At 63.2% G+C, this 25,841-nt stretch carries 24 protein-coding genes and 1 tRNA gene; 8 read left to right on the top strand and 17 right to left on the bottom strand.

Annotation, left to right across the window (positions count from 1 at the left end; genetic code table 11):
- Positions 1-395 precede the first annotated feature (395 nt).
- A complete protein-coding gene (locus tag AC2FNA_RS18960) occupies positions 396-1,100 on the bottom strand; it encodes a lysophospholipid acyltransferase family protein (RefSeq protein WP_496829200.1) in 705 nt (234 codons plus the stop codon).
- Between the two features lie 142 nt (positions 1,101-1,242).
- On the opposite strand from AC2FNA_RS18960, the gene AC2FNA_RS18955 reads away from it, so the two are divergent.
- The 3 genes from AC2FNA_RS18955 (at position 1,243) to glpD (ending at position 3,926) form a co-directional block, all read left to right on the top strand.
- Positions 1,243-1,318 (top strand) — tRNA-Trp (locus AC2FNA_RS18955).
- A gap of 270 nt (positions 1,319-1,588) precedes the next feature.
- Entirely contained in the window at positions 1,589-2,362 is a 774-nt protein-coding gene (locus tag AC2FNA_RS18950; RefSeq protein ID WP_496829198.1) for a DeoR/GlpR family DNA-binding transcription regulator, read from the top strand.
- Entirely contained in the window at positions 2,355-3,926 is a 1,572-nt protein-coding gene (gene glpD, locus AC2FNA_RS18945; protein WP_496829196.1) for a glycerol-3-phosphate dehydrogenase, read from the top strand. Before AC2FNA_RS18950 ends, glpD begins: the two co-directional genes overlap by 8 nt.
- Before the next feature lie 12 nt (positions 3,927-3,938).
- On the opposite strand, the gene AC2FNA_RS18940 is transcribed toward glpD, so the two are convergent.
- The 8 genes from AC2FNA_RS18940 to AC2FNA_RS18905 form a co-directional block, all read right to left on the bottom strand.
- Positions 3,939-4,916 carry an alpha/beta hydrolase gene (locus tag AC2FNA_RS18940; protein WP_496829194.1) on the bottom strand — a complete coding sequence of 326 codons (978 nt, stop codon included), beginning with the start codon at positions 4,914-4,916 and terminating at the stop codon, positions 3,939-3,941.
- 13 nt (positions 4,917-4,929) lie between these two features.
- Positions 4,930-6,399 (bottom strand): flavin-containing monooxygenase, encoded by a 1,470-nt coding sequence (locus AC2FNA_RS18935; RefSeq protein ID WP_496829192.1) that lies wholly within the window; start codon positions 6,397-6,399, stop codon positions 4,930-4,932.
- Between the two features lie 75 nt (positions 6,400-6,474).
- Positions 6,475-7,275 (bottom strand): PaaX family transcriptional regulator C-terminal domain-containing protein, encoded by an 801-nt coding sequence (locus AC2FNA_RS18930; protein WP_496829190.1) that lies wholly within the window; start codon positions 7,273-7,275, stop codon positions 6,475-6,477.
- A gap of 78 nt (positions 7,276-7,353) precedes the next feature.
- Positions 7,354-9,375, bottom strand: coding sequence for a phenylacetic acid degradation bifunctional protein PaaZ (paaZ, locus tag AC2FNA_RS18925; RefSeq protein ID WP_496829188.1), 2,022 nt, complete (start codon positions 9,373-9,375; stop codon positions 7,354-7,356).
- Positions 9,376-9,530: 155 nt separating this feature from the next.
- On the bottom strand, positions 9,531-10,883 hold the full coding sequence (locus AC2FNA_RS18920; RefSeq protein ID WP_234140106.1) for a TRAP transporter large permease: 1,353 nt from the start codon (positions 10,881-10,883) through the stop codon (positions 9,531-9,533).
- Complete coding sequence (locus tag AC2FNA_RS18915) at positions 10,880-11,386, bottom strand: TRAP transporter small permease (RefSeq protein WP_496829185.1); 507 nt, start codon at positions 11,384-11,386, stop codon at positions 10,880-10,882. Before AC2FNA_RS18915 ends, AC2FNA_RS18920 begins: the two co-directional genes overlap by 4 nt.
- Positions 11,387-11,442: 56 nt before the next feature.
- On the bottom strand, positions 11,443-12,462 hold the full coding sequence (locus AC2FNA_RS18910; protein ID WP_496829183.1) for a TRAP transporter substrate-binding protein: 1,020 nt from the start codon (positions 12,460-12,462) through the stop codon (positions 11,443-11,445).
- 71 nt (positions 12,463-12,533) lie between these two features.
- Positions 12,534-14,579, bottom strand: coding sequence for an FAD-dependent oxidoreductase (locus AC2FNA_RS18905; protein WP_496829181.1), 2,046 nt, complete (start codon positions 14,577-14,579; stop codon positions 12,534-12,536).
- A gap of 102 nt (positions 14,580-14,681) precedes the next feature.
- On the opposite strand from AC2FNA_RS18905, the gene paaG reads away from it, so the two are divergent.
- From paaG to AC2FNA_RS18885, 4 genes are read left to right on the top strand one after another with little or no spacing between them, the layout of a single operon-like run.
- Entirely contained in the window at positions 14,682-15,467 is a 786-nt protein-coding gene (paaG, locus tag AC2FNA_RS18900) for a 2-(1,2-epoxy-1,2-dihydrophenyl)acetyl-CoA isomerase PaaG (protein WP_496829180.1), read from the top strand.
- Positions 15,468-15,469: 2 nt separating this feature from the next.
- Positions 15,470-15,898: a hydroxyphenylacetyl-CoA thioesterase PaaI gene (gene paaI / locus AC2FNA_RS18895; RefSeq protein WP_496829178.1), complete on the top strand. Its 429-nt coding sequence runs from the start codon at positions 15,470-15,472 to the stop codon at positions 15,896-15,898.
- Positions 15,899-15,913: 15 nt separating this feature from the next.
- Positions 15,914-17,224 carry a phenylacetate--CoA ligase PaaK gene (paaK, locus tag AC2FNA_RS18890; RefSeq protein WP_496829176.1) on the top strand — a complete coding sequence of 437 codons (1,311 nt, stop codon included), beginning with the start codon at positions 15,914-15,916 and terminating at the stop codon, positions 17,222-17,224.
- A 3-nt stretch (positions 17,225-17,227) separates the two neighbouring features.
- Positions 17,228-17,824, top strand: coding sequence for a TetR/AcrR family transcriptional regulator (locus AC2FNA_RS18885; RefSeq protein ID WP_496829174.1), 597 nt, complete (start codon positions 17,228-17,230; stop codon positions 17,822-17,824).
- A 210-nt stretch (positions 17,825-18,034) separates the two neighbouring features.
- Here AC2FNA_RS18885 and AC2FNA_RS18880 read toward each other — a convergent pair whose 3' ends face one another.
- Positions 18,035-19,063 carry an alpha/beta hydrolase gene (locus AC2FNA_RS18880; protein WP_496829172.1) on the bottom strand — a complete coding sequence of 343 codons (1,029 nt, stop codon included), beginning with the start codon at positions 19,061-19,063 and terminating at the stop codon, positions 18,035-18,037.
- Positions 19,064-19,155: 92 nt separating this feature from the next.
- Here AC2FNA_RS18880 and AC2FNA_RS18875 point away from each other — a divergent pair, with 92 nt between their 5' ends.
- Positions 19,156-19,749, top strand: a complete 594-nt coding sequence (locus tag AC2FNA_RS18875; protein ID WP_496829170.1) for a TetR-like C-terminal domain-containing protein — start codon at positions 19,156-19,158, stop codon at positions 19,747-19,749.
- Between the two features lie 250 nt (positions 19,750-19,999).
- Here AC2FNA_RS18875 and AC2FNA_RS18870 read toward each other — a convergent pair whose 3' ends face one another.
- The 7 genes from AC2FNA_RS18870 to pcaF all read right to left on the bottom strand — a co-directional run bounded on the left by AC2FNA_RS18870 (position 20,000) and on the right by pcaF (position 25,668).
- Positions 20,000-20,758 carry a Phenylacetic acid catabolic protein gene (locus AC2FNA_RS18870; protein WP_496829168.1) on the bottom strand — a complete coding sequence of 253 codons (759 nt, stop codon included), beginning with the start codon at positions 20,756-20,758 and terminating at the stop codon, positions 20,000-20,002.
- A 10-nt stretch (positions 20,759-20,768) separates the two neighbouring features.
- Positions 20,769-21,842: a 1,2-phenylacetyl-CoA epoxidase subunit PaaE gene (gene paaE, locus AC2FNA_RS18865; protein ID WP_496829166.1), complete on the bottom strand. Its 1,074-nt coding sequence runs from the start codon at positions 21,840-21,842 to the stop codon at positions 20,769-20,771.
- Positions 21,843-21,852: 10 nt separating this feature from the next.
- On the bottom strand, positions 21,853-22,314 hold the full coding sequence (paaD, locus tag AC2FNA_RS18860; protein WP_496829164.1) for a 1,2-phenylacetyl-CoA epoxidase subunit PaaD: 462 nt from the start codon (positions 22,312-22,314) through the stop codon (positions 21,853-21,855).
- A gap of 4 nt (positions 22,315-22,318) precedes the next feature.
- The gene (gene paaC, locus AC2FNA_RS18855) at positions 22,319-23,080 is read right to left on the bottom strand and encodes a 1,2-phenylacetyl-CoA epoxidase subunit PaaC (RefSeq protein WP_496829162.1); all 762 of its coding nucleotides are present in this window, start codon (positions 23,078-23,080) and stop codon (positions 22,319-22,321) included.
- Positions 23,080-23,364, bottom strand: a complete 285-nt coding sequence (paaB, locus tag AC2FNA_RS18850) for a 1,2-phenylacetyl-CoA epoxidase subunit PaaB (RefSeq protein WP_011046505.1) — start codon at positions 23,362-23,364, stop codon at positions 23,080-23,082. The genes paaC and paaB overlap by 1 nt, the downstream gene beginning before the upstream one ends.
- A 93-nt stretch (positions 23,365-23,457) precedes the next feature.
- Positions 23,458-24,450 carry a 1,2-phenylacetyl-CoA epoxidase subunit PaaA gene (paaA, locus tag AC2FNA_RS18845; RefSeq protein WP_496829159.1) on the bottom strand — a complete coding sequence of 331 codons (993 nt, stop codon included), beginning with the start codon at positions 24,448-24,450 and terminating at the stop codon, positions 23,458-23,460.
- Positions 24,451-24,465: 15 nt separating this feature from the next.
- Positions 24,466-25,668, bottom strand: coding sequence for a 3-oxoadipyl-CoA thiolase (gene pcaF / locus AC2FNA_RS18840; RefSeq protein ID WP_496829206.1), 1,203 nt, complete (start codon positions 25,666-25,668; stop codon positions 24,466-24,468).
- Positions 25,669-25,841 lie beyond the last annotated feature (173 nt).

Genomic DNA, 25,841 nt, shown 5'->3' with positions numbered 1-25,841 from the left:
GCGCACAAGGGTGACAAACAGAAAAGGCCGCTCCCCCGGAGCGGCCTTTTTCATGTCCACAAACGATCCGACACCCGAGATTATTCGACGAATAATCTCGCAGCCCGCCACTCAGTACGCCGTTTTCGATCACGGTGAACTGGGTCACAGACAGAATCATTACGCTGGGTCAATCTGTCTGTGTAAATCAAGACAGGGAGTGAGACAAATGCCGTTCCTCAGCAAAACCAATCCCGCCAGGATTATTGAAGCCGTTTACCGGTCGATCGCCCTCTGCGCGATGATGCAGAATCGTGTGAACAAGCTGCACTGAGCTGTCGCAGCCTCGGCGGGATCGTTCTGCCATCGGAAATATGGGCCGGATCAGGCAGTTCCAAGGTCACACTATGCTTGGGTCAGGTCGACGGAGACCACGGTCTCCGCCCGACCATAAGGTCCGCTTCTTCCGTTATCTCGTTCATATGATGCTCAAGGCTCTGGCGCAGCGTCTCGATCTCTTCTTCCGATGCCTTGCGCGGCACCGGATCGTGCCATTCCCGGCACAAGAACACGCCTTCGTTGCGCCAGGGGCGCGGTAGCAGAAGCCGGTCCCAGCTACCCATCTCGCGTCCGTGCCGGACAGAATAGGTAATGCCGAACACCCGCTTTCCTGAACTGCGCGCCCAGATCAGCGGGACAGTGGACGAAACCCGTTCCGGCCCGCGCGGGCCGTCTGCTGCAATCCCGATGGAAATTCCGCCCTTCATCTTGCCCAGAACTTCGCGCGAGAGGGCCACATGGCGTTTGTGGCTGGACATGGCGATGGTATCCATACCGAAGAGTTTCTGCACCCGGCCCACCATGCTGCCTGCACGCGCGGCGGAAGTAATCGAACAGATCCGCCCCTTGTCGAGCGGAAAGAAATAGGGTGATTGCGCCAGACGCTGGTGCCAGAGCACCACGATCACCGGTTCCCCCGCAGCCGCCAATTGGTCCAGTTGCTCATAGCCGATCCGCTGCCATTTGGTGTTGCGATGTATCAGGCGGATATAGGATGCGATCCGTCGGGCAACCCAATTCAGCACTGCTTCGCTGTCGGCAATCTTCTTGCGCAGGCTCATGGCGCCTCCTTCGGTTTGGATCGCTTCTGTCATACCCGACGAGAGGCGCGGTGCAACGCCTTTCCCGGCTCTCTTTTTGCGCCTGCTTGGCGAAAAGGGGCTTGAGTCCGCCGCATCGGTGGCATATCTCCATCGCCACGATAGGGGTATAGCTCAGTTGGTAGAGCGACGGTCTCCAAAACCGTAGGTCGCGGGTTCGAACCCTGCTGCCCCTGCCACTTTCCGACATCTTCATTATTTTGCGACCCAGCGGTTCTGGTGTCACGCTGATTTCTCTGGTCAAACCTTGCGCGCGGCATGAAGAGGTATGCCGTTATGCTGGAACGTCTGTTCCGGCGTCGGTGGCAACCTTCTGTCGAGAGAATTGGCGCCTTGCGAAACTTCGAGTAATTGGTTTCAGAAATCGATAAACCGAAGAAAAATGAAAGCATAGTGAGTGACAGTTTTCTGTACCGGGTCTATAACGTCCGATACAGGAGGCACGAGTCATGGACGCGGAAGCAAGACAGCACGAGATATTGCAGAAGCTGCGCCAGCAGGAGCGGGTTGGGGTCGACGAACTCACCCAGGATTTCGGGGTCAGCAGTCAGACGGTGCGGGCCGATCTGCGCGATCTGCACGACCGCGGACTGCTCAAGCGAACCCATGGCGGCGCGGTGCGGGTCGAGACGGTGTCGAACCGCGAATACGGTGCGCGCCGGCAGCTGCACCGAGGGCAAAAGGCGGCGATGGGGGCGCTGGCGGCAACGCTGATCCCCGATGACAGCTCGGTCACCCTGAATATCGGAACCTCGACGGAACAGGTCGCCCGCGCGCTGGCCGGGCATCGCGGGCTGACGGTTCTGTCCAACAATATCAACATCATCAACCTGTTGATCGGCACGCCGTCCAAGGAACTGGTGCTGGTCGGCGGCGCGGTCCGGCAAAGCGATGGCGCCATCGTGGGCGAGGATGCGGTCGAGTTCATTTCGCGCTACAAGGTGGATTTTGCGGTCATCGGTGCCTCGGCGATGGATGCCGACGGCGCGATCCTGGATTTCGACGCGCGCGAGGTCTCGGTGGCCCGCGCCATCCTGCGCAATGCGCGCAGTCGGATTCTGGTCTGTGACGGGTCCAAATTCGACATCGCCGCCCCGGTCCGGATCTGCGATCTGACCGAGCTTGATTACGTGGTGACCGACCGGGCACCACCGGCCGAGTTTCTGCGGCGTGCCGAAGAGGCAGAGACCGAAATTCTGATTGCGGAGTATACCGATGACTGAGACCGACAACCGGGTCTATGACCTCTTTGTCATTGGCGGCGGGATCAATGGCTGCGGCATCGCGCGTGATGCGGCGGGGCGGGGGCTGTCGGTGGCTTTGGCCGAGATGAAGGATCTGGCCTGGGCCACCTCATCGGCCTCGACCAAGTTGTTTCATGGCGGGCTGCGCTATCTTGAATATTTCGAGTTCCGGCTGGTGCGCGAGGCGCTGATCGAGCGCGAGACACTGCTGCGTGCGATGCCGCATATCAGCTGGCCGATGCGTTTCGTGCTGCCCTATCACCCGGATATGCGGTTCGAGAATGACACGCCCACCTCGCGGTTGTTGTCGACGGTAATGCCCTGGATGAAGGGACGCCGCCCGGCCTGGCTGATCCGGCTGGGCCTGTTCATGTATGACCACCTGGGCGGTCGCAAAATCCTGCCCGGCACCCGCACGCTGGACCTGAGCAGCGACCCGGCGGGGGCGCCGTTGCAGGACCGGTTTCGCAAGGCCTATGAATACTCTGACTGCTGGGTCGAGGATGCCCGCCTTGTCGTGCTGAACGCACGCGACGCGGCGGCGCGCGGAGCGCGGATCATGACGCGGACACGGGTGGTTTCGGCCACACGCGCCGCCGATCACTGGGCTGTTACCCTAGAGGATACGGTGACAGGCGAAACTCGCGAGCTCTGCGCGCGCGTGCTGGTCAATGCGGGTGGCCCTTGGGTCGGAGAGCTGATCCATGGCGCGCTGCGGCTCAACTCTTCGGAGCGGGTGAGGCTGGTGAGGGGCAGCCATATCGTGACCCGGCGGCTGTTCGATCACGACCGCTGTTATTTCTTTCAGGGCACTGATGGGCGGATCATATTCGCGATCCCCTACGAGGGAGAGTTTACCCTGATCGGTACCACCGATCAGGAGCATACGGACCCGGGCACAAGACCCACCTGTACCGAGGGTGAGCGGGATTATCTTCTGCGCTTCGCCTCTGACTATTTCAAGCAGCAACTGACGCCCGAGGATGTGGTCTGGACCTATTCCGGGGTACGTCCGCTTTATGATGACGGGGCCAGTTCGGCTACGGCGGCGACGCGCGACTACGTGCTCAAGGTCGATCAGACAGGTGGGGCGCCGGTACTCAACGTCTTTGGCGGCAAGATCACCACCTATCGGCGGCTGGCGGAATCGGCTTTGGACAAGATCGCACCTTTCTTTCCGGGCCTCTCCGGAAAATGGACGGCGGGTGTTGCCCTGCCGGGTGGCGACTTTCCGGTCGACGGGGTGGAGACGCTGACCGGGGACCTGCTGCGCCAATACCCGTTCCTGACGCACGCCTGGGCCGCACGTCTGGTGCGGGCCTATGGCACCGAGGCGGCAGAGATGCTGGGCAAGGCCGACAGCGCCGAGGCGTTGGGCGAGGATTTCGGCGCCACCATCACCGCGTCCGAGCTGGATTGGGCCATGTCACGGGAATGGGTGCGCAGTGCCGAGGACTTTCTGTGGCGCCGTACCAAGCTGGGTTTGCGGCTCACCCCGGAACAGGTGGCGCGGATCGAGGCCCATATCGCGGCGCGGAGCTGACCCCGCGCCCGTTTATCCGCGCAGGGTGGCAGGCACCCGGGTCGAGATCGACACGCCGCGAATGAACTCTTCGCATTCCTCCGGCGCGGTAATCGGGAGCATATGGCCGCGTCCGGGCAACAGTTCGCATCGCAGGCCGAATTTCTTCATCGGAACACCATGCTGGGTGGGGAGCAGCACCGCGTCCTCGGCCCCGAACAGGATGGCACCGGGGACATCAAGTTCGCGATAGCGCTGTGCCTGTGCCGCTATGCTGGCATCTGCGCCCACCACGTCCTGGGATGCGGTGACAAAGGCCTGTGGCCTGAGCCCGAGCGCGCCACCGGCACGGTCCAGAAAATCTTCGGGGAAATCCTCGGGGGCAAAGACTTGGGTCAGGGTCTGCTCTGCGGTCCAGTTCGCCATCGGTACCGCGATGGTATGCCCGATCAAGTAGCGCAGCCGTTCGTTACGGATTTCCAGCGGGCGGAACACGGCGGGCGGGCCTGCCATGTGATGGGTGAGCGGACAGATCAGCGCCAGCCCGGCCACCTTTCGCGGGCGGTCCAGTGCCATGGCCAGCGCAATCGCGCCGCCCAGCGAATGACCGACCAGCACAGGATCCTTGACCCCCTTGGCATCAAGGAACTCTCCGATCATCCGGGCCTGTTCCGGTAACCCGGCCAAGGCTGCGCCGTCACGGGTGGAATAACCGCAGCCGGGCCGGTCCAGTGCGATGACGTGATGATCCTGTGCCAGTCGGTCAACCAGCGCATAGGTGAAATGCTGCAACTGTCCCGCCAACCCGTGGATCAGCACCAGTGTCTGTTTGGCCGGGTCGCCGGCCTCGACATAGTGGATGGTGCCGCCGGTCACCGGCTGCACCTCGCCGGCCTGCGGTACCAGCGCCGCGCCGCGCCGCGCCAGCGACCGCGTTCTGAGCCAGCCCAATCCCAGCATCACGCCAATCAGGGCAAAGGGCAGGCAGACGAGCAGAAGCAGGGTGGACATGGCAACTCCGGGATCAGGTATGCGACGGGGGCGAGGTTAGATATTGTTCCATCCCGGCGCCAGCCATGCGTTTGCGATATTCGCCTACCGTGCCGGGCCAAAGTGTGGTGTTGCGGCCGGTGCTGTCCTGATACCACGAAGAGCAGCCACCGGCCTGCCAGACCGAGTCCGTCAACCGCTCCTGCATCTCGGCTTCAAACGCGGCCTGCGCCTGTGGTTTCGGCGAGATCGTGGCGAGACGCTGTTTCTGCATGGCATCCAGCAGCCGTCCGATATGTTCGACCTGCGCCTCGATCATCAGCACGACCGAGTTGTGGCCCAACCCGGTATGGGGCCCGAGCAGGACAAAGAAGTTGGGAAAGCCTACGACCGAGGTGCCCAGATGCGCGGACATGCCCTCGGACCAGGCCTCGCGGATGGTCAGCCCGTCGGCGCCGGTGATGTCCAGACGTTCGGCGGCGTCGGTGACGTGGAACCCGGTGCCCCAGATCAGAACGTCGGCCTGAATCCGGGTGCCGTCGGTGGCGATCAGCGTGTCGCCCTCGATCCGCGCCACGCCATGGGGGATCACCTCGACATTTTTCCGGGCCAAGGCCGGGTACCAGTCGTTGGAACTGAGGATGCGCTTGCAGCCGATGCGATAGGGCGGGGTCAGCTTTGCCTGTTCCTCGGGGTCGGGGATGGCATCGGTCAGTGCCTTTTGCCACATGCGCATGGCGAAATCGACGGCCCTCGGCTTGCCGCGAAACACCGCGTGGCGGAACTCGAACACCGCATAGATCAGAGCGCGGCGGATACGTGGCAACAGCGGCAGGCGGGCATAGAGCCGCCGTACCCAGGGGGCGATTGGCCCGTCCGGTCGGGGCAGGACATAGGGCGGTGTTCGCTGAAAGATGCTGACCTGGGCGGCCTTGGGCGCGATTTCGGGCACGAATTGCACCGCCGAGGCGCCAGTGCCCACGACCGCAATCCGTTTGCCCGCCAGATCGACGCCATGATCCCATCGGGCCGAGTGAAAAGCCGGGCCGGTAAAGCTGTCGGCGCCGGGCAGGTCGGGGATGTTCGGCACATGCAGCGCGCCGATGGCCGAGACCAGGAATCGCGCCGACCAATGCTGCCCCTCGGCGGTCTCGACCTGCCAGCGCACACCGTCCCAGCGGGCCGCGCGCAGGGTCTGGCCGAAATGGCAGAGGTCATAGAGCGTCTCGTCGCGGGCGACCTTTTGCAGATAGCATTGGATTTCGCCGCCACCCGCATAGGCCGTGGACCAGCCCGGATTCGGGTGACTGGCCAATGAATAGAGATGCGAGGGCACGTCGCAGGCAACACCGGGATAGGTGTTCTCGCGCCAGGTGCCGCCGATATCATCGGCCTTTTCCAGAATGTCGATCCGCGCAAGGCCGCGTTTGCGGGCCTCCATCGCCATGATCAGTCCGGAAAACCCTGCCCCAACGATGAGCATATCCGTTTCGCGTGTCGCCATTCTGTCCGGCCTCCGCTCCTTGCCTTGATCAAGTCTAGCGGATCCGCGTCGCAGGGACAGAGTCTTGTCGTGGGGTCAATCCGTGGTATTCAGATCGGCCAATCGGGGCAGGGGCAACGCGTCAAGCAGGGCAAAGACCTGTTCGCGGCAGGAAGGCCCGGTCCAGCCCTTGGGCTGGAAGGCCGGGGGCAAATCCGGGTGGCGCAGCGCCACCCGCCGCCAGCGATGCACCAGCAATGTCCGCAGCGTCGCCACCTGAACCGGTGTCAGAAACGCCGGTATGCCCGCCGCCCGCAACGCGGCACAGTCCTGTTGCAAGCTGTGACAGGCCGCCCCCAGATCTTCGGGAAAGAGCCGGGTCTGAAGCCAGCCGGGAACGGCACGCGCGGTGACTTCGAACCCGGCCAGATCGTCGCAATCGCCCGGCACCGGCCCCGACCCCAGCGCCACGGTGCGGCCAAGCCCGGTATAGGTATCGGTCAGCAACAGATCGTTGAGCGTGTTCAGGCTGCCGCCATCCTCGGCGATCAGGATATGCCAGGTCTCGGGCAACTCGGGTGCGCGGGTATAGATGCGCGGTGTCACCCGGTCCGATTGCGTGCGGCCAAACTCGGACAGGTAGTGGACAGAGCTTCGCCCCTCGCGGCTGCTTTCGATCCAGCCATCCTTGCGCAGCCGGTGCAGCGCGACACGCATCGCTTCGGGCTTGATGCCCATCGGCTGGGTGATGCGGGTCAGCGTGGCACCCGAGATCCGGTCACCCTTGCGCCGGGCCAGATCACCGAACAACGAGACGATGATTGACCAGACCCGCTGGTTCTGCGGGTCGGTCAGCCGGGTGGCGGCTATGTCAAACCAAGAGGTATCTCGTATCATGCAGACAGTCTAAGCCGCCCGGACATAAATGAGAATCGCTTTCTGGCCCCCGGCAGCCATGGCCGGGGGCCAGTGCATTCAATAGGCGTTCATGGTCAGCAGCTCGTATTCCGCGACCATCTCGTCATCCTGGTTGGTCAGCGTCACATGCCAGCGGACCTCGCCGTATTCGTCGGTACGACGGGTCTTTTTCTTGACCGTCAGACGCACCTTGATGCTGTCCCCGGCCGAAACCGGCTTCATGAAGCGCAGGCCGTCCAGCCCGGTATTGGCCAGTACCGGCCCCTCGTTCGGCTCGACGAACAGACCGGCGGCGAAGCTGAGCAACAGATAGCCATGCGCCACCCGGCCCGGGAAGAACGGATTCCGCTTGGCGGCGGCGTCATCCATATGGGCATAGAAGGTGTCGCCGGTGAAATGGGCGAAATGTTCGATATCGTCCATGGTGACGGTGCGCGAGGCGGTGTTTAGCGTCTCGCCAATCGACAGCTCGTTATAGCGGCGGGTAAAGGGATGCGCGGGGCCTGCGACCTCGGTCGCGCCGGGCACCCATTTGCCGCCGATCCGGGCCAGCATCTCGGGCGAGCCCTGCACTGCAGTGCGCTGCATGTAATGTTTCACGCCTCGCACGCCGCCCATCTCCTCGCCACCGCCGGCGCGGCCCGGGCCGCCATGCACCATATGGGGCAGGGGTGAGCCGTGACCGGTCGATTCCTTCATCGAGTCGCGGTTGTTGATGTAGATGCGCCCGTGAAACGCGCCCGCACCCATCACCACATCGCGCGCCACATCGGCGTCATGGGTGATCAGCGAGGTCACCAGCGAGCCGCCGCCGCGATTGGCCAGCGCCACCGCATGATCCATGTCGCGATAACCCATGACGGTCGAGACCGGGCCAAAGGCTTCGGTATCGTGCACGCGCTGGGCGCGGTCGGGATCGGCGCAGTGGAACAGCATCGGCGGCACGAATGCGCCGTTGGCCAGATCGCCCGACAGGCCCGGATCCATGGTGAACACCTGCTCGGCCTCTTGTCCGATGATCGCGGCCTTGGCCAGCACATCGGCCTTTTGTCCGCCCGAGACCAGCGCGCCCATGCGGGTCGCCTCGTCACGCGGGTCGCCGATCACGGTCTTTGCGAGGCGCGCGCTCAGCGCCTCGATCACCGCCTCGACACGCGGCTGCGGCGCGATGATGCGGCGGATCGCGGTGCATTTCTGCCCCGCCTTGGTGGTCATCTCGCGCGCGACCTCCTTGATGAAGAGGTCGAATTCGGGCGTGCCGGGTTCCGCATCGGGGCCAAGGATCGAGGCGTTCAGACTGTCCTGTTCGGCCACGAAACGCACCGCGTTTTGCAGGATCACCGGGTTCGAGCGCAGTTTCAGCGCGGTATCGGCGGAGCCGGTGAAACTGACCACATCCTGGCAGTCCAGATGATCCAGCATGTCGCCCAGACCGCCCGACACCAGTTGCAGGGCGCCTGCGGGCAGAATGTCGGCCTCCAGCATGATGCGCACTGCCAGTTCGGTGACATAGCAGCTGTTGGTGGCGGGTTTCACGATAGAGGGGACACCGGCCAGCAGGGTGGGGGCCAGCTTTTCCAGCATGCCCCAGACAGGGAAGTTGAAGGCGTTGATATGCACCGCGACCCCTTGCAGCGGGGTGCAGACGTGCTGGCCCAGGAAGGTGCCGTTGCGGCTCAGCTGTTCCACCTCGCCGTCCAGATAGATCTGGCCGTCCGGCATCTCGCGCCGGCCTTTGGAGGCGAAGACGAACATGGTGCCGATGCCGCCGTCGATGTCGATCAGGTGGTCGGACTGGGTGGCGCCGGTGTCGAAACTGGCGGCGTACAGTTCGGCCTTGCGGGCGTTCAGCGCCTGACCCAGCGCCTTGATCATGCGGGCGCGGTCATGGAACCCCAGCTTGCGCAGGGCGGGGCCGCCGGTGTTGCGGGCATGATCGAGCATCGCCAGCACGTCGAGCGCGTCATTGCCCGCGCTGGCAATCGGCGCGCCGGTGATGGCCGAGGCGATGGTGCGGGCGCCCGCGCCGGGCGCAACCCACTGACCGGCGGCAAAGCTGGAAATCTGTTGAAGGGCCATGGCAGTCTCCTGTTTCTGTCGCCCGCCAGTCTAGCCGGTCGGGGGCGTGATTGTGTATAATCGTATTCGTGACCGAACGGTCGGTCAATAAAATTCCAACATAGTGACGCACACAAACGAAAACCGCCGGACCTTGCGGCCCGGCGGATCAGGGGTCAGTGGCCCATCGCGCCCATTTGCTGGGGTAGGTAGAGAACCACCACCGGCACCAGTACGATCAGCGCCAGCCGGAAGATGTCGGCGATCCAGAACGGGGTCACCCCGCGAAAGATCGTGCCGGTCGAGACATCGCCCACCACGCCCTTGAGGATGAACACATTGAGGCCCACGGGTGGCGTGATCAGGCTGATCTCGGTCACCACCACCACCACGATGCCGAACCAGATTGGGTCGTATCCCAGCGAGGTAACCAGCGGAAAGAAGATCGGCACGGTGAGCAGCAGCATCGACAGCGATTCGAACACGCAGCCGAGGATGATGTAGATGCCGAGGATCATCAGGATCACCACAAAGGGCGCCACATCATAGGCGGTGACCATGGCGATCAGCGCCTCGGGCAGTCCGGCGAGGTTGATGAAGTTGGAAAACACCTGCGCCCCGATCAGCACCGAAAACAGGGATGCTGCGGTAAAGCTGGTCTCTTTCAGCACCTCGAAGGTGGAGCCCACCGTCAATCCGCCCCGGAAAAGCGCGATCAGAAAGGCGCCTGCTGCACCCATGCCCGCCGCCTCGGTCGGCGAAAAGGTCAGGTTCAGCGGGTGAAAGTCGAAAGCGCCATACAGCCCGCCGATCACCAGGAAGAACAGCAAGAGCACCGCCCAGACCGACCCCAGCGCGCGGAACCGCTCGCCCCATCCGGCGCGCTCGCCGGCCGGACCCGCCGCGGGATTGCGCCACACGGTCCAGCGCACGGCGAAGAGGTAGAACAGGATGCCCAAGACACCCGGAATGATCCCTGCCATGAACAGTTTGCCGATCGAGGTTTCGGTCAACAGGCCATAAATCACCAGAATGACCGAGGGCGGGATCAGGATACCCAGCGTGCCGCCCGCCGCGATGGACGCGGTCGACAGCTCGTCGGTATAGCCGTAACGGCGCATTTCCGGCATCGCGACCTTGGACATGGTGGCCGCCGTTGCCAGGGACGAGCCGCAGATGGCCGAGAAGCCACCACAGGCGGCAACCGTTGCCATGGCGATGCCACCCCGGAAATGGCCCAGGAAGGCGTTCGACACCGCGTAAAGCTCGCGCGCCATGCCGCCCTTGTTGACGAAAAGCCCCATCAGGATGAACAGCGGCACCACGCTCAGGCCGTAATCCTGCGCGGTATCCATCACCTGACGGCCCACCATGGACATCGCAGCCTTGAGCCCGCGTTCATCCAGGATCGAACCGCCCCGCTCGTAGGCAAAGCCCAGCGTGCCGACGAGACCCATGGCAAAGACGATGGGCAGGCGCAGCAGCACCAGCACCAGGACAAGTGCAAAACCGATCAGTGCGGCAGTCATTTCAGGGCCTCCGAAAGCAGGCGGGGAGCAAAGAGATGCAAGAGGCCGGTGATGACCAGCGCCACCGCGCTGATGCCCACCGAAATGGCGATGAACCAGCCCACGATATAGGTCGGGATCGCCAGATACTCGGTCACGTCGCCATAGTCGCGCGAGCGTTCGGCGAGGATCCAGACGCGGCTCATCGGCCAGTAGAGCATGATGCCGCTGACCAGATGGATCACCCCGTCACGGATACGGTCCAGCCGCAGGCGGTGAAACAGGCCATCGGTCAGGTCGACGGCGATCTGGCCGTTGGTGACCGAGATGATGGGCAGGACCGAGAACACCAGCACCGCCATCAGGATGCGGGTCAGTTCGGTCGCGGCCTCGATGGGCGCGTTCAGGACGGATCTGAGGATCACGTCGCAGAAGGTCATCACCATCAGGATAAAGAGGGCAAGGCAGGCCACCAACACAGGCGCAAAGCTGGCGTGGCGGGCAAGCCGGATCAGGGACGTCATGGGTTCCTCCGGCGGGCTGGCTGGGGCGGCGAAACACGCCGCCCCGGTGAAAAGGCTCAGTTGGCGGCCATTTCCGATTTGATCAGGTCATAGGCGGCCTGGGCGTCGACGCCGGCGGCGGCGACCTCGGCAATCACCTTCTCGCGCACATCGGCGGCGATGGCGGAGAATTTCTCAAGATCGGCGGCCGAGGCGGCGTTGATTGCGTTGCCTTCGGTGGCCTCGGTCTCGGTCCGCCCGATGGCGTCGATCTCGTCCCAGATCTTGCCGATCTCGCGGCTCAGCGGCTCGCCGAACACCTTTTCTTCCAGTGCCTGCTGGATGTCCTCTGGCAGGTCGGCAAAGGTATCCTCGTTCATGATGAAGGCGAAGGACCCACGATAGAGTCCGCCGGGCATCTCATAGACGTTCTGGGCAACCTCGGTCAGCTTGAAGCCCTTGCGCGATTCAAATGGCATCACCACGCCATCGGCGGCCTTGGAGGCGAGCGTTTCATAGACCTTGGGGGCCGGAACCTGGATGCCGGTGGCGCCCAGGGCGGTGCCCACATCGCCGCCGACACCGCCGGGGATGCGCACCTTGAGGCCCGCGATCTGCGCCATGTCGGTAACCGGAGCGGTCGAGTGCAACTGTGCGGGGCCATGGGTGTGCAGCGCGATCAGCTTGACGCCGCGATGCTCGTCGGCCTTGCTCAGATACTGGTCATAGGCACGCCAATAGGCGACCGAAGCGGCCTCGGCCGAACCTTCGTAGCCCGGCAGTTCGATCAGCTTGGTGGTGACAAAGCGGCCCGGCTGGTAGCCGTGGAAGATGATCGACAGATCGGCGGCGCCGTCCTGGATCAGGTCCATCTGCGCGGGGGGCGGGGCGATGCCCAGTTTCAGTTCGGCAGTGACCTGACCGTCGGTGGCCTCTTCGACCATTTCGACGAATTTGGGCCACATCATCGCGTTGATGCCATGGGTCGGGGGCGCCCAGCTGGAGATGGTCAGCGTGTAATCCGCCGCCATCGCGATGGTGCCGCTGACGGCCATCGCCGCCGAGGCCAAAAGGGTGCTGATTTTGGTCAGTTTCATGGGTTTTACTCCTCCCTGAAAACGTGAGTCGAGAATGCGTTAATGGTCCTTTTTGTAACCATCAACGGCGGTTAAATTTCTGCAGAGGGGTTTCCCCCTGTCGCCAGAATCCACGAGCCGGGGCTTTCGTTGGCGACCAATTCCATGATTTTCATGATTTTTTTCCAGCCCTGCCGTTGGGCCAGATGCATCGGCCCGCCCCGGTGCCGGGGAAAGCCGTATCCGTGCAGTTGCACCATATCGACATCCTCGGCGCGCTCGGCGATGCCCTCGGAAACGATTCGCGCGCCTTCGTTGGCGAGCACCGCCAGCAGGCGCTGGGCGATCTCTTCGGCGTTGAACGGGCGACGGGTGATGCCTCGTTTGGCGGAGTAGTCGACGATCAGCGCCTCGACCTCGGGGTCGCGTTCCGGAGAGCGCGATCCTTCGGCATAGCGGTACCAGCCCTTGCCGCTGCGCTGGCCCAAACGGTCCATCTCGCAGAGCGTATCGGCGATACGCTCATAGCGTTCGGCGGGGTCGCGGTTGGCCGCTTGCCGCTTGCGGTTGGCCCAGGCGATTTGCAGCCCGGTCAGATCCTGCAACTCGAACGGGCCCATCGGCAGCCCCTGCGCCCGCATCGCGGCGTCCACCTCATGCGGCAGGGCGCCATCGGCCAGCAGGTATTCCGCCTCGCGCCGATAGGCGGCCAGCATCCGGTTGCCGATGAACCCGTCGCAGATACCCGACAGGACCGAGACCTTGCGCAGCCGCTTGCCGAGCGCAAAGCCGGTGGCCAGCACCTCGGGCGCGGTATCAGGGATTCTGACGATTTCGAGCAGCTTCATCACATGCGCGGGGCTGAAGAAATGCAGGCCCAGGCAGCGCCCCGGGTTCGCGATACCGGCAAAGATCAGCTGCGGATCGAGGTAGGAGGTATTGGTGGCCAGAATGGCGTCGGGTCGCATCACGGCGGCCAGATCAGCAAAGACTGCGCGCTTGACGTCCAGATCCTCGAACACCGCTTCGATGGCCAGATCAGCATCAGATGCACCGACATAGGTGTCGGTGGTGCTGAGCCGCGTCAGCATGTCGGCCTCGGCGCTGGGGCTGATCTTGCCGCGCTTGACGCCCGCCGCAATCAGCCCGGCAACCCGTTCATGTGCCGCCTGTGCCGCCGCCGCGTCGCGTTCGATGACGGTGACCGTCAGCCCGCCGCCAAGACAGGCCATGGCGATCCCGGCACCCATCAGCCCGCCGCCGACAATGGCAATACGGGTCAACTCGCGCGGGGTGACTCCGGCGATGGCGTCGGGCCGGGCAACGAGACGCTCGGCAAAGAAGGCATAGCGCAGGGCGCGGCTTTCCTCGGACTTGCGCAGGTCCAGATGCAGGGCGCGTTCGCGCGGCTGGCCCTGGTCAAAGGGCAGGGCCGCCCATTGCAGCGCTTCCAGATTGTGCAGCGGCGCGGCACGGCCTCTGGCCGCCTTGGTCAGGGCGCGCTTGGCCTCGGCAAGCGCCTCAGAGTCCAGCGCCTCCACTTGCCGCAGCCGCGTCTTTTCCGGGCGTGGCGGCAGATCATTGGCAAAGGCCTTTGCGGCAGCCTGCAGATCGCCCTCGGCAATCTGGTCGAGCCCTCCCAGAGTCAACATCTGTTCGGCGCCCAGCATCTTGCCGGAACAGGCCATGTCGATGGCCGCCATCATCCCGATCAGGCGCGGCGCGCGTTGGGTGCCGCCTGCGCCGGGGATAAGGCCCACATTGACTTCGGGCAGGCCAAACTTGGTGCCCGGCGCGGCGATGCGCCAGGCGCAGGCCAGCACGATCTCGAAGCCGCCGCCCAGGACGGTGCCATGCATCGCTGCGACAAAGGGTGTTTCGCTATCCTCGATCATCTGCACCACGTCGGGCAGATGCGGCTCCTCGGCGGGGCGGTCGAACTCGGTCATGTCACCGCCCGCGACAAAGGTGCGGCCGGCGCAGGTCAGGATCGCGACGCGGGCGCCCTGCACCTCGGCCACCGCACGGGCCAGCCCGGCACGCACCGGCGTCGAGGTCGTGTTGACCGGCGGGCTGTCGATCTCGACCCAGGCGATATCGCCTTCGCGCCTTACCGTAACCACCTCGTTTTCGCCCATCGCTCCGCCTCCACCGGTCGAGAATCAATTGCGAAGAATTTATTGACCAACCGTTCGGTTTATGCAAGATGGTTGTTGAAACATTCGCAAAGCGGGGCGGAGATGAGCGATACGATTCTTGCGCAAGATCATGGGAACTGGGTGGAAATCACGCTGAACCGCCCGGATCGGCTGAACAGCTTCACCGACGAGATGCATCTGGCCCTGCGCGCCGCGCTTGAAGGCGCGCGTGGCAATGGCGCCCGCGCGGTGCTGCTCACCGGCGCCGGGCGCGGCTTCTGCGCGGGTCAGGATCTGGGCGATCGCGATCCGTCGAAAATGGATGGCCCGCCCGACCTGGGCTATACCGTGCGCACCTTCTATGCGCCTTTGGTGCGGTTGATCCGCTCGCTCGATTTCCCGGTGATCTGCGCCGTCAACGGGGTCGCCGCGGGGGCGGGGGCCAATATCGCGCTGGCCTGCGATATCGTGCTTGCGGGCGAAAGCGCCAAGTTCATCCAGTCGTTTGCCAAGGTGGGGCTGATCCCCGATACCGGCGGCTCTTGGCACCTGCCGCGCCTGTTGGGCGAGGCGCGCGCCAAGGGGCTGGCGCTGACCGCGCAACCCCTGCCCGCGAAACAGGCCGAGGACTGGGGCCTGATCTGGCAGGCGCTGCCCGACGACCAGTTGATGACCGAGGCCCGCGCCATGGCCGAGCATTTCGCCAATGGTCCGACGCTGGGCTTTGGTCTGACCAAACGCTGCATTCAGGCGGCCTGTGTCGACACGCTCGAAGATCATCTTGAACTCGAGGCCGATGCCATGAAAACCTGTGGCGAAAGCGCCGATTATGCCGAGGGCGTCAGTGCCTTTCTGGAAAAGCGCGCACCAAGGTTTCAGGGTAAGTGAGCATGACACCAAAAGAACGGGCGGAACGGTCGGCTGCGGCCATGTGGTCGGACGATAACGCCTCGAAATGGGCGGGGATGGAGATTGCCCGCGTCGACGAGGGGCTGGCGGTGCTGGAACTGACCGTCGCCGCGCATCACTGCAACGGGCATGGCATCTGCCATGGCGGCGTGACCTTCATGCTGGCCGACAGCGCCTTTGCCTTTGCCTGCAACAGCCGCAACCAGTCGACCGTCGCCCAGCATAACGTAATCAGCTATATCGCGCCGGGCCATTTGGGCGACCGGCTGACCGCCATCGCGACCGAGGTCAGCTTGACCGGGCGCAGCGGGATTTACGACGTGAAAGTGACCAACCAGGACGGCCGCACCATCGCCGAGTTTCGGGGCATGTCCCGGGCGATCAAGGGCCACCTGTTCGACGAGGACTAAGGCGAGGAGGACGTCATGAAGGACCTGAGCCCCAAGAAAGAAGACCTGGATCCGATCGAGATCGCCTCGATCGACGAGATCCGCGCGTTGCAGCTGGACCGCCTGAAATGGTCGCTGCGCCATGCCTATGACAACGTGCCGATGTACAAGAAGCGGTTCGACGAGGCGGGTGTGCACCCCGACGACCTGCAAACGCTTGCGGATCTGGCCAAGTTCCCGTTCACCTACAAGAACGACCTGCGCGACAATTATCCGTTTGGCCTGTTTGCCGTGCCGCGCGAACAGATCATCCGCCTGCATGCCTCGTCGGGCACCACTGGCAAGCCGACGGTGGTTGGGTACACCAAGGGCGACATCGACAATTGGGCCGATCTGGTGGCGCGCTCGCTGCGTGCGGCAGGTCTGCGCAAAGGCGACATGGTTCACAACGCTTATGGCTATGGCCTGTTCACCGGGGGCCTGGGCGCCCATTACGGGATCGAGCGGCTGGGCGCCACCGTGGTACCGATGTCGGGCGGCCAGACCGAGAAACAGGTTGGCCTGATCACCGATTTCAAACCCACCGGCATCATGGTGACCCCGTCCTATATGCTCAACATCCTTGAGCAGTATCACAAGGTCGGCATGGACCCGCGCGAAAGCTCGCTTCAGGTGGGTGTGTTCGGCGCCGAACCCTGGACCGACGCCATGCGGCGCGAGGTCGAGGAGGCGTTCGACATGCACGCCGTCGATATCTACGGCCTTTCCGAGATCATGGGCCCGGGTGTCGCCAACGAATGCGTCGAGACCAAGGATGGCCCGGTCATCTGGGAGGATCACTTCCTGCCCGAGATCATCGACCCGGTCACCGGCGAGGTGCTGCCCGATGGCGAGATGGGAGAGCTGGTCTTTACCACGCTGACCAAAGAGGGCCTGCCGATGATCCGCTATCGCACCCGCGACCTGACCCGGCTGTTGCCGGGTACCGCGCGCAGCATGCGGCGGATGGAAAAGATCACCGGGCGCAGCGACGACATGATCATCCTTCGCGGCGTCAATGTCTTCCCCAGCCAGGTCGAGGAACAGGTGATGGCCACGGGCGGTATTGCCCCGCATTACCAGATCGAACTCTACAAGGCCGGTCGGATGGACGCGATGCGCGTCTTTGTCGAGGCGCTGCCGACCATGACCGACGAGCTGAGCAAGACCGCCGCGGCGCGGATGCTGACCAAGCGGATCAAGGACATCGTTGGCGTTTCGACCGAGGTTGTTGTAGGCAACCCCGGAGATGTCGAACGCAGCCAGGGCAAGGCCAAGCGCGTCGTCGACAACCGCGACGAGGAGTAGGGTTTGGCCAGAACGATTGCCAAGGACCACGATCAGAAGCGCGCCCAGATTTTGAAGTCTGCGGCGCGCGTCTTCGCGCGCGAGGGGTTCGACCGCGCCTCGATGACCCAGCTTGCGCGCGAATGCGGGATATCAAAGGCCAATATCTATCATTATTACGACAGCAAGGATGCGATCCTGTTCGACATCCTCGAAACCTATCTGCACGAGTTGCGCGACCGGATCTGCGGCATCGAGATCGACGGGCTGAGCGGGCCCGAGCGGTTGCATACGGTGGTGCGGGAGATTTTACTCGCCTATCAGGGTGTGGATGACGAACACCGGGTGCAGACCAGCGGCATGTCGGCCCTGCCGGTCGAGCAGCAGAAACAGCTGCGCGGTTATCAGCGCGACATGATCGGGTTTCTCAGCGATATCCTGAACGGCATCGCGCCCGAGACCTTTGCCGGCAACCCCGGCAAACTGCGCGGCGCCACCATGTCGGTCTTTGGCATGTTGAACTGGTATTACATGTGGAATTCCGGCGCCGACACCGCCGCGCGCGAGGAGTATGCCCGCATGGTCAGCGACCTCACGCTGCACGGGCTTAAGGGTCTCTGATCACGGGAAAGAGACGCCCGGTACCGCTCTCCACAGGCGGGCTTGCGCGTCCCCGGGCGTGCTGCGCAAGAGTTGCCGCGTTGGTTTGATGCGCTACAGGGTGCTTCTCGTTTTGACAGTCCGCAACGTGGACGGAGCGGACTGTCAGGACGCTAACCTAACGGTCCTCTTGCTTGGTTTGCAAAAATGCGGAGACGCTTGCCTGCTTCGTTACGCGCCGCTGAAATTCCGGGCCAGGAAATCCAGAAGCCGCTCGGGGTGATGGTTGAAATAGGTGTAGGCCTCGAACCGCATGCCCGTGCCATAGGCAGGCTCATGATCGGGCCCGATCCAGATAACCTCGGTCTCGGCGGTCGCGGCATCGATGATCTGTTGGACGTCGTTCTGACCTGTTTCTGTGTCAAACGTGTAGCGGTCTGCTTCGACCTGCGCAAAGAGGATGGGCGCCGTCACGCTCGGGACCGTTTCCAATGCGTTTGCGTAGCCAAAGCCATATTTGTCCTGCTGGATCTGCTGGACACGTTCAACGATATCGAGCCCAAGGGTCGCTCGGATGATGCGATCCGTGAAACTGTAGGAAATTGTCGGCTGGTTGGCGACCACAGCTCGGATCTGCGGGTTGGCGAACAATTCCGGCGCGTTCTGCCATGCAAGGAAGGTTGCGTTCGCCCCCATGCATTGCGACAGGAAGATGATCTCGTCATCGCCGAAATCAGGGTGGCTGGTGACGTAATTCAGCGAGGCGACAACGTCCTGCCATTCCGTCACGCCCGCGCCCACGGGGGCCTCGACACCGCGCGATTTGCGGCCCAGCCCCCCGTCGCTTTCGCCCTGCCCCCGGTGATCATACATGACCACGTTATAGCCAGCGTTATGTATGTGCCGAACCATCGGCAAGAACTCAGCCTCGACACCATCCAGACCCTTAACCGACCCGTAGCGCGTGGTCGTCAGCGGATGATTGAGAATGACTGTCCGATCCGAAGGTGTCGCTGCGCGGATTTCCCAGGCGCTGAGGCGGATGCCATCTGCGGTCACAAACTCCACGTCCTGATAGTCCATGCCATAGTCAGCGGGTGTCTTGGGATTATCCAGTCGCGCAGGGGCCACCCGCATGTTGACGATCATCCGTGCCACCAACGTGTCTCGCATGCCAAAGGGGTTCGTGAACCAGAACGCTGCGGCCAGCACCACAAGCCCGGCAACCGCCCCCAGTCCGTATACCATGATCTTGATCATCTTCTTCCTCATATGTGCAGTGCATATTTACACTGCACATGTGCTTGTTGACTGCCTTGCGCAAGGGGCGGGGGAAAGTTTACGTTGCACATATGAGGACAGAGCAGAAAGAACCGACGCGTTATCACCACGGGAACCTGCGGCAAGCCCTGCTGGCCGCAGCAAGGCGTCTGCTAGAGGCCGAAGGCCACAGCAACCTGTCCTTGCGCAAATGTGCCGATGCAGTAGGGGTCAGCGCGACAGCCCCGCAAAACCATTTCCCGAACAAGGCGGCACTCCTCACCGCCCTGGCGGCAGAGGGTTACGCCGAACTGGAAACCTACATGCGCAATGGCATAGACGACACCGCGGACCGCCATGCCCGCCGCAACGCAGCCCTCTTGGGCTATGTCGCGTTCGCGCAGGATCATCCGGCGCTGTACGAGTTGATGTACGCGCGCGACCGGGTCTCGTCAAACGATCCGGAACTGTTGCGCCATGTAAGAGCCTGTTTTTCGATACTGGCAGAAAACTCCAAGGACTTCGGGCGTTTCGACGGTGATGACGAGAAAGTCGCGGCCCGGCAGCAGATGTTCCTCTGGAGCCTCGTTCACGGTTATTCGCAGCTTTTGACAGCCAACCGGTTCAAGAAAGAAAGCATGTTTGGAGAAAGCATCCTCGATATTCTCCCCGATCTGCGCTCCTGAAAGCGGACGCTGATATATAGCGCAGCAACAAACTTGTCGGGCTCAACCCTGCCATACACCCATCCAATCGGGTTGTATCCGTGTCCGCACCCATGGCGTTAACCTGGAAAGCCAAGGGCGGAACCATCCGGCGTGCTCTGCGGTGCCATTCTTGCAGAACTTGGGGGCAGCAAACCGGGTGATTTGAGGCCGGCAGATCGGGCCGGTCTCCGATGCGATACCGGGGCGCCCCGGGCGCCCCGGCGGCAATTCACGGGCGTTTCAGGCCCAGGCTGTCCAGCAGGTTGGCGGCTTCGGCCTCCCAGCGGGTGCGCATCTCGGCATTGCCGGTGCGGCGCAGGCCCATGGCGCGCAGCGCCTCGGTCCGCCCGGCGCTGCCGGTGCCAAAGCTGGCGGCGACACGTGGCCACCAGTAATCGGCCGAGGCTTGCAGCGCCTCGGCACCGCCGTCTTCGACCAGCTTTGCCGCGCCTTCCAGCGCCAGTTCACCGTGGCGGGTCTCGATCGGGGCGATGGTGCGGAATGCCTCGGCCAGCGGCTGGTACGAGATCATGGTGAAATCGGCCAGCTGCACCACCACGGCACGTGCCATCAAAAGGTTCATCATCACCGCGTCGGCCCAGCCCTGGATCGGGTAGTTGAATACCGCCAGGCGCATGTCCTGCTCGGTCCGGGCGGCGCCGATATCGGCATCCCGCTCCAGCCGCGCGGTCCAGGGGTGATGCGTGGCATAGCGCTGGGTGTCGGCCCCGAACTCACCCATGATCCGCAGCACGCGGTCGGCATTGTCGGTCTTTTCCAGCACGATCTTGGCGGCGGCGATGCGCTCCTTGATGCCCGGCCCCTGGTTGATGATGTCGGCGAACCCTGCCGCACCGGCCAGTTCGCTGTCCACGAAGGTGGCCATCAGCTTCATCAACTCGGCGCGATAGCGTGCGGGCACGTTGGTTGGATTGGTCAGCATCCCGCCAGCGGCGAGATAGCTGTCGATCGTCATATCTTCGGCCATGTCTCTCTCCTCACTGGTCGTAGTCGACAACAACATTGTCGGTCAGCGGATAGGCCTGACAGCTGAGCACATAGCCCTTCTCGACCTCGTAATCCTCAAGCGCGTGGTTGGCGACCATCTCGACCTCGCCTTCCAGCACCCTACAGCGACATGTTGAACAAACTCCTGCCTTGCAGGCATAGGGCGCGTCCATGCTGTTTTGCAGGGCCGCATCCAGGATCGACAGGTCCTTGGGCATGTCAAAGCTCTGGGTGGCACCGTCCAGCGTGACGGCGGCGCGAGTCTGGTTCGCCCCTTTGGCCGCCTCAGCCGAGACCGCCTTGCGCTTGGCCCGGCCGGGCTGGGCGCTGGCGAACAGTTCGAACTTGATCTGCGCGTCGCTCAGCCCGTGCGAGCGCAGGGCGGCGGCAATGCCCAGCATCATCGGTTCAGGCCCGCAGATAAAGGCGGTGTCGACATGCTGGATGTCGATCCAATGCTCGAACAGCTGGCCGCATTTCTCTTCGGTGACCAGGCCGGTGAACAACTCGATCTCCTGCGCATCCGTCTCCAGGATATGAAGCACATTGAACCGGCCCATGTAGAGGTTCTTGAGATCCTCCAGCTCCTCGCGGAACATGATCGTGTTCACGCCCTTGTTGGCATAGACCAAGGTGAACTCGGACCGGGGCTCGCGCGCCAGCGTGGTCTTGATGATCGACAGCACCGGGGTGATGCCCGAGCCACCGGCAAAGCCCAGATACTGTTTCTCGGCGCCGGGATCGAGCGGGGTGTGAAAGCCCCCCATCGGCGGCATCGCCTGAACCGTATCGCCTACTTTCAGCTCTTCGTTGGCCCAGGTCGAGAAGGCGCCGCCATCGACGCGCTTGATCCCGATCTGGAGCACACCGTCATCCTTGCCCGAACAGATCGAGTAGGAGCGGCGCAGCTCTTCGCCATCGAAGGCGCGGCGGAATGTCAGGTATTGGCCTTGGGTGAAATCAAACTCGCTTGCCGCTCCATTGGCGGGTTTCAGCGTGACCACGACAGCGTCGCGGATCGTCTTGTGGATGTCGGTGACTTCCAGATCGTGAAAGCGTGCCATCCGGTCCTCCTCAGATACATTTGAAATAGTCGAAGGGTTCCAGGCAGTCGGTACAGCGCCAATGGGCCTTGCAGGGGGTCGAGCCGAACTGGCTCACCTTTTCGACCGCCTTGCTGCCGCAGCGCGGACAGCGTTCCGGGCCACCGGCGGGGCGGGGCGGGGCGATGCCGTATTCCTCCAGCTTCACCTTGCCCTTCTCACTCAGCCAGTCGGTGGTCCAGGCGGGCGATATCCGGGTCTTGATCCGGATATCCTTGACCCCTCTGTTGCGCAGCGCGGTCTCGATATCCATCGAGATGATCGCGGTCGCGGGGCAGCCCGAATAGGTGGGGGTGACGGTCACGGTCAATGTCTCCCCCTCCCAGGCGACGTCGCGCACGATGCCCAGATCGACGACCGAGATCACGGGGATCTCGGGGTCTGGAACGGTGTCGAGCCAATCCCAGACCTGCTGTTCCGACGGTTGTGCCATGGTCTTACCAGCGCGCGCCGGGATAGGCGCGTTGCAGCCATTGCATGCTGGTCAAGAGATGGCCCAGATGCTCTGTATGCATGCGCCCGTCGCGACCGCCCTTGTGGGCGAAACCCGATTTCGGGATGTTCAGCGTCGCCTCGACCATTACCTCGGTCAGGATTGCGTCGTAATCGGCGCGCAGGCTGGCCGGATCGGGGGCAATGCCCGCTTCGACCATCTCGGCATCCACCGCGTCGCCGGTGAACAGCTCACCCACGTAAGGCCACAGGTAATCCAGCGCCTCTTGCATGCGCGCATGGCTTTCCTCGGTGCCGTCGCCCAGGCCGATCACCGTGTCGCGCGAGCGTTCCACGTGATAGGTGACCTCTTTCACCGCTTTTTCGGCGATGGCGGCGACACGCTCGTCCGAGGACCCCTTGAGCCGCTCAAGCATCAGCTTGTGCCAGCTGTCGAACAGGAACTGGCGCATCAGGGTGCGGCCGAAATCGCCGTTGGGCACCTCGACCAGAAGCGCGTTGCGGAAATCCCAGGCGTCGCGCAGAAAGGCCAGATCGTCGGCGCTCTTGCCGTCGCCCTGTACCTCGCCGGCGAGGGCCAGCCACATCTGGGTCTGGCCGATCAGGTCCAGCGCGGTGTTGGCCAGCGCGATATCCTCCTCCAGCACCGGTGCGTGACCGCACCATTCGCTGACCCGGTGGCCGAGGACCAGGGTATTGTCTCCCATCCTGAGCAGGAATTGCAGGAATGCTTCGTCGCGGGTCATTACATGGCCCCCACTTCTTCGGGAATGTCGAAGAAGGTCGGGTGACGATAGACCTTGCTTTCGCTGGGCTCGTAGAGCGGGCCCTTGTCGCTGGGCGAGCTGGCGGCGACATGCTGCGCCTCGACCACCCAGATGCTGACGCCTTCGTTGCGGCGGGTATAGACGTCGCGGGCGTTCTTGATCGCCATTGCCGCGTCGGGGGCGTGCAGGCTGCCCACATGGCGGTGGCTCATGCCGTGCTGACCGCGGATAAAGATTTCCCACAGGGGCCATTCGTTTTTCATCAGTCGATCTCCTCCTGACTGGGCGCGGGACAAGAACCCGGTGGCAATACCCCGGAGCCGCGCGCTGCGATGCTTTGCGTTTTGTCTTCGGTCTTACTCGGCCGCCATCCGGGCGGCCGCTTTCTTGCGGGAATGGGCCAGCAGGCCGTCGCGCACCCATTGGCCATCGTCCCAGGCCTTGCGGCGGGCCGCCAGGCGGTCGGTATTGCAGGGTCCGTTGCCTTTGATCACGTTGAAGAATTCCGACCAGTCCGGGTCCGAGAAATCGTAATGGCCGCGCTCTTCGTTCCACTTGATATTCGGGTCAGGCAGATCGAGGCCCAAGTACAGGATCTGCGGCACCGTCTGGTCCACGAATTGCTGGCGAAGCTCGTCGTTGGTCTTGATCTTGATCTTCCAGGCCATCGACTGTTCCGAATGGACCGAGTCCTTGTCCGAGGGGCCGAACATCATCAGTGCCGGAAACCACAGCCGGTTGACCGCGTCCTGTGCCATCTTCTTCTGCTCCGGCGTACCAAACGCCATCGCCATGATCGCGTGATACCCTTGGCGGGCATGAAAGCTCTCTTCCTTGCAGATGCGGATCATCGCGCGGCTATAGGGGCCGTAAGAGGTGCGCTGCAACGCCACCTGGTTGATGATTGCCGCCCCATCGACCAGCCAGCCCACCGCGCCGATATCGGCCCAGTTGAGTGTCGGGTAGTTGAAGATCGAAGAGTATTTCATCTTGCCCGACAGCAGCATCTCGACCAGTTCATCGCGGCTGACACCCAGGGTCTCGGCAGCAGAGTAGAGGTAGAGTCCGTGGCCTGCCTCGTCCTGCACCTTGGCCAACAGGATCGCCTTGCGCTCCAGCGTCGGCGCACGCGTGATCCAGTTGCCTTCGGGCAGCTGGCCCACGACCTCGGAATGGGCGTGCTGGCCGATCTGGCGGATCAACGTGCGGCGATAATCCTCTGGCATCCAGTCCTTGGGCTCGATCTTTATATCCGCGTCGATCTTGTCCTGGAACGCGCGTTCCTCGTCGGACATGTCCTCGCGGGATTTAATACCATCGCTGGCGGTCTTGATCATCTGCGCATACATTCGGGCTCTCCTCCCTTACACACGTTCCAGGATCAGGGCTGCGCCCTGACCAACTCCGACGCACATGGTGCAGAGCGCATAGCGCCCACCGGTGCGTTTCAACTGATAGGCCGCGGTCATCACCAGACGCGCGCCCGACATGCCAAGCGGGTGGCCGATCGCGATGGCACCGCCATTGGGGTTCACATGCGGCGCATCATCGGCAACCCCCAGTGCCCGAAGGGTGGCGAGTCCCTGCGAGGCGAAGGCTTCGTTCAACTCTATCACATCCATCTGCTCAATGGTGAGCCCCGCGCGCGCCAGAACCTTGCGGCTGGCGGGAACCGGCCCGATGCCCATCACGCGTGGCTCGACGCCTGCGACCGACATACCCACCACGCGGGCGATCGGGGTCAGGCCGTTCCTGGCGGCAGCAGCTTCGTTGGCCATCAGGATCGCGGCGGCACCGTCATTGACGCCCGAGGCATTGCCTGCGGTCACGCTCTTGTCGGGCCCGTTCACGCCCTTCAGCTTGCCCAGCTGCTCGGCGCCGGTGCCGGGGCGGGGATGTTCGTCGGTATCGACCACGATGGCATCGCCCTTGCGCTGCGGGATGGTCACCGGGGTTATCTCATCGCCAAAGACGCCAGCCGCATGGGCAGCCGCCCAGCGGGCCTGGCTGCGGGCGGCGAAGGCGTCCTGATCGGCGCGCGAGATATCGTAGTCCTCGGCCACGTTATCGGCGGTCTGCGGCATCGAGTCGGTGCCGTACATCTCGTGCATCTTCTTGTTGATGAAGCGCCAGCCGATGGTGGTGTCATAGACCGCGTTGGCGCGGGTAAAGGCGCTGGTGGCCTTGGGCATCACGAAAGGCGCCCGGCTCATGCTCTCGACACCGCCGGCAACGACCATGTCGTAATCGCCGGCCTTGATAGCGCGGGCGGCCATGCCGACCGCATCCATGCCGCTGGCACAAAGGCGGTTTACCGTGGTGCCGGGCACATCGACCGGCAGTCCGGCCAGCAGAGCGGCCATACGGGCGACGTTGCGGTTGCTTTCACCAGCCTGATTGGCGTCGCCATAGATCACATCGTCGAGGCTGGCCCAATCCACCTGCGGGTTGCGCGCGACCAGGGCGGCCAGCGGCACGGCGGCCAGATCGTCGGTGCGTACCTGGCTCAGGGCGCCACCATAACGTCCGATCGGGGTGCGCTGCGCGTCGCAGATGAATGCGTCCATGGTCATGTTCTCTCCGTCTCCTCCGCCACCATTAGGTGACCGCTTGGTCGGGTAATACGATGGAAAACGATTCGCGGCAAGTTAAATGTAACAGAGACAAGTCATGAATTGAAATTCGGTAACATGTTGGCTGACGCGACCCGCTAAACGGGTCGGACCAGAAAATTCGTCGA

The organism is Ruegeria sp. YKSD163 (assembly GCF_059612905.1).
Note: the sequence above shows the minus strand (reverse complement) of the source record. Positions and strands in the feature narration are given on the sequence as shown.

Coding starts and splice junctions, on each gene's coding strand:
- paaA (WP_496829159.1), bottom strand. CDS start 24,450: ATGTATGCGCAGATGATCAAGACCGCCAGCGATGGTATTAAATCCCGC.
- AC2FNA_RS18870 (WP_496829168.1), bottom strand. CDS start 20,758: ATGGCCGAAGATATGACGATCGACAGCTATCTCGCCGCTGGCGGGATG.
- pcaF (WP_496829206.1), bottom strand. CDS start 25,668: ATGGACGCATTCATCTGCGACGCGCAGCGCACCCCGATCGGACGTTAT.
- AC2FNA_RS18905 (WP_496829181.1), bottom strand. CDS start 14,579: ATGGGCGAAAACGAGGTGGTTACGGTAAGGCGCGAAGGCGATATCGCC.
- paaK (WP_496829176.1), top strand. CDS start 15,914: ATGAAGGACCTGAGCCCCAAGAAAGAAGACCTGGATCCGATCGAGATC.
- AC2FNA_RS18960 (WP_496829200.1), bottom strand. CDS start 1,100: ATGAGCCTGCGCAAGAAGATTGCCGACAGCGAAGCAGTGCTGAATTGG.
- AC2FNA_RS18915 (WP_496829185.1), bottom strand. CDS start 11,386: ATGACGTCCCTGATCCGGCTTGCCCGCCACGCCAGCTTTGCGCCTGTG.
- paaE (WP_496829166.1), bottom strand. CDS start 21,842: ATGGCACGCTTTCACGATCTGGAAGTCACCGACATCCACAAGACGATC.
- AC2FNA_RS18920 (WP_234140106.1), bottom strand. CDS start 10,883: ATGACTGCCGCACTGATCGGTTTTGCACTTGTCCTGGTGCTGGTGCTG.
- AC2FNA_RS18935 (WP_496829192.1), bottom strand. CDS start 6,399: ATGGCGACACGCGAAACGGATATGCTCATCGTTGGGGCAGGGTTTTCC.
- AC2FNA_RS18910 (WP_496829183.1), bottom strand. CDS start 12,462: ATGAAACTGACCAAAATCAGCACCCTTTTGGCCTCGGCGGCGATGGCC.
- paaD (WP_496829164.1), bottom strand. CDS start 22,314: ATGGCACAACCGTCGGAACAGCAGGTCTGGGATTGGCTCGACACCGTT.
- glpD (WP_496829196.1), top strand. CDS start 2,355: ATGACTGAGACCGACAACCGGGTCTATGACCTCTTTGTCATTGGCGGC.
- AC2FNA_RS18875 (WP_496829170.1), top strand. CDS start 19,156: ATGAGGACAGAGCAGAAAGAACCGACGCGTTATCACCACGGGAACCTG.
- AC2FNA_RS18880 (WP_496829172.1), bottom strand. CDS start 19,063: ATGATCAAGATCATGGTATACGGACTGGGGGCGGTTGCCGGGCTTGTG.
- paaC (WP_496829162.1), bottom strand. CDS start 23,080: ATGACCCGCGACGAAGCATTCCTGCAATTCCTGCTCAGGATGGGAGAC.
- paaZ (WP_496829188.1), bottom strand. CDS start 9,375: ATGGCCCTTCAACAGATTTCCAGCTTTGCCGCCGGTCAGTGGGTTGCG.
- paaB (WP_011046505.1), bottom strand. CDS start 23,364: ATGAAAAACGAATGGCCCCTGTGGGAAATCTTTATCCGCGGTCAGCAC.
- AC2FNA_RS18930 (WP_496829190.1), bottom strand. CDS start 7,275: ATGATACGAGATACCTCTTGGTTTGACATAGCCGCCACCCGGCTGACC.
- AC2FNA_RS18940 (WP_496829194.1), bottom strand. CDS start 4,916: ATGTCCACCCTGCTTCTGCTCGTCTGCCTGCCCTTTGCCCTGATTGGC.
- AC2FNA_RS18950 (WP_496829198.1), top strand. CDS start 1,589: ATGGACGCGGAAGCAAGACAGCACGAGATATTGCAGAAGCTGCGCCAG.
- paaI (WP_496829178.1), top strand. CDS start 15,470: ATGACACCAAAAGAACGGGCGGAACGGTCGGCTGCGGCCATGTGGTCG.
- paaG (WP_496829180.1), top strand. CDS start 14,682: ATGAGCGATACGATTCTTGCGCAAGATCATGGGAACTGGGTGGAAATC.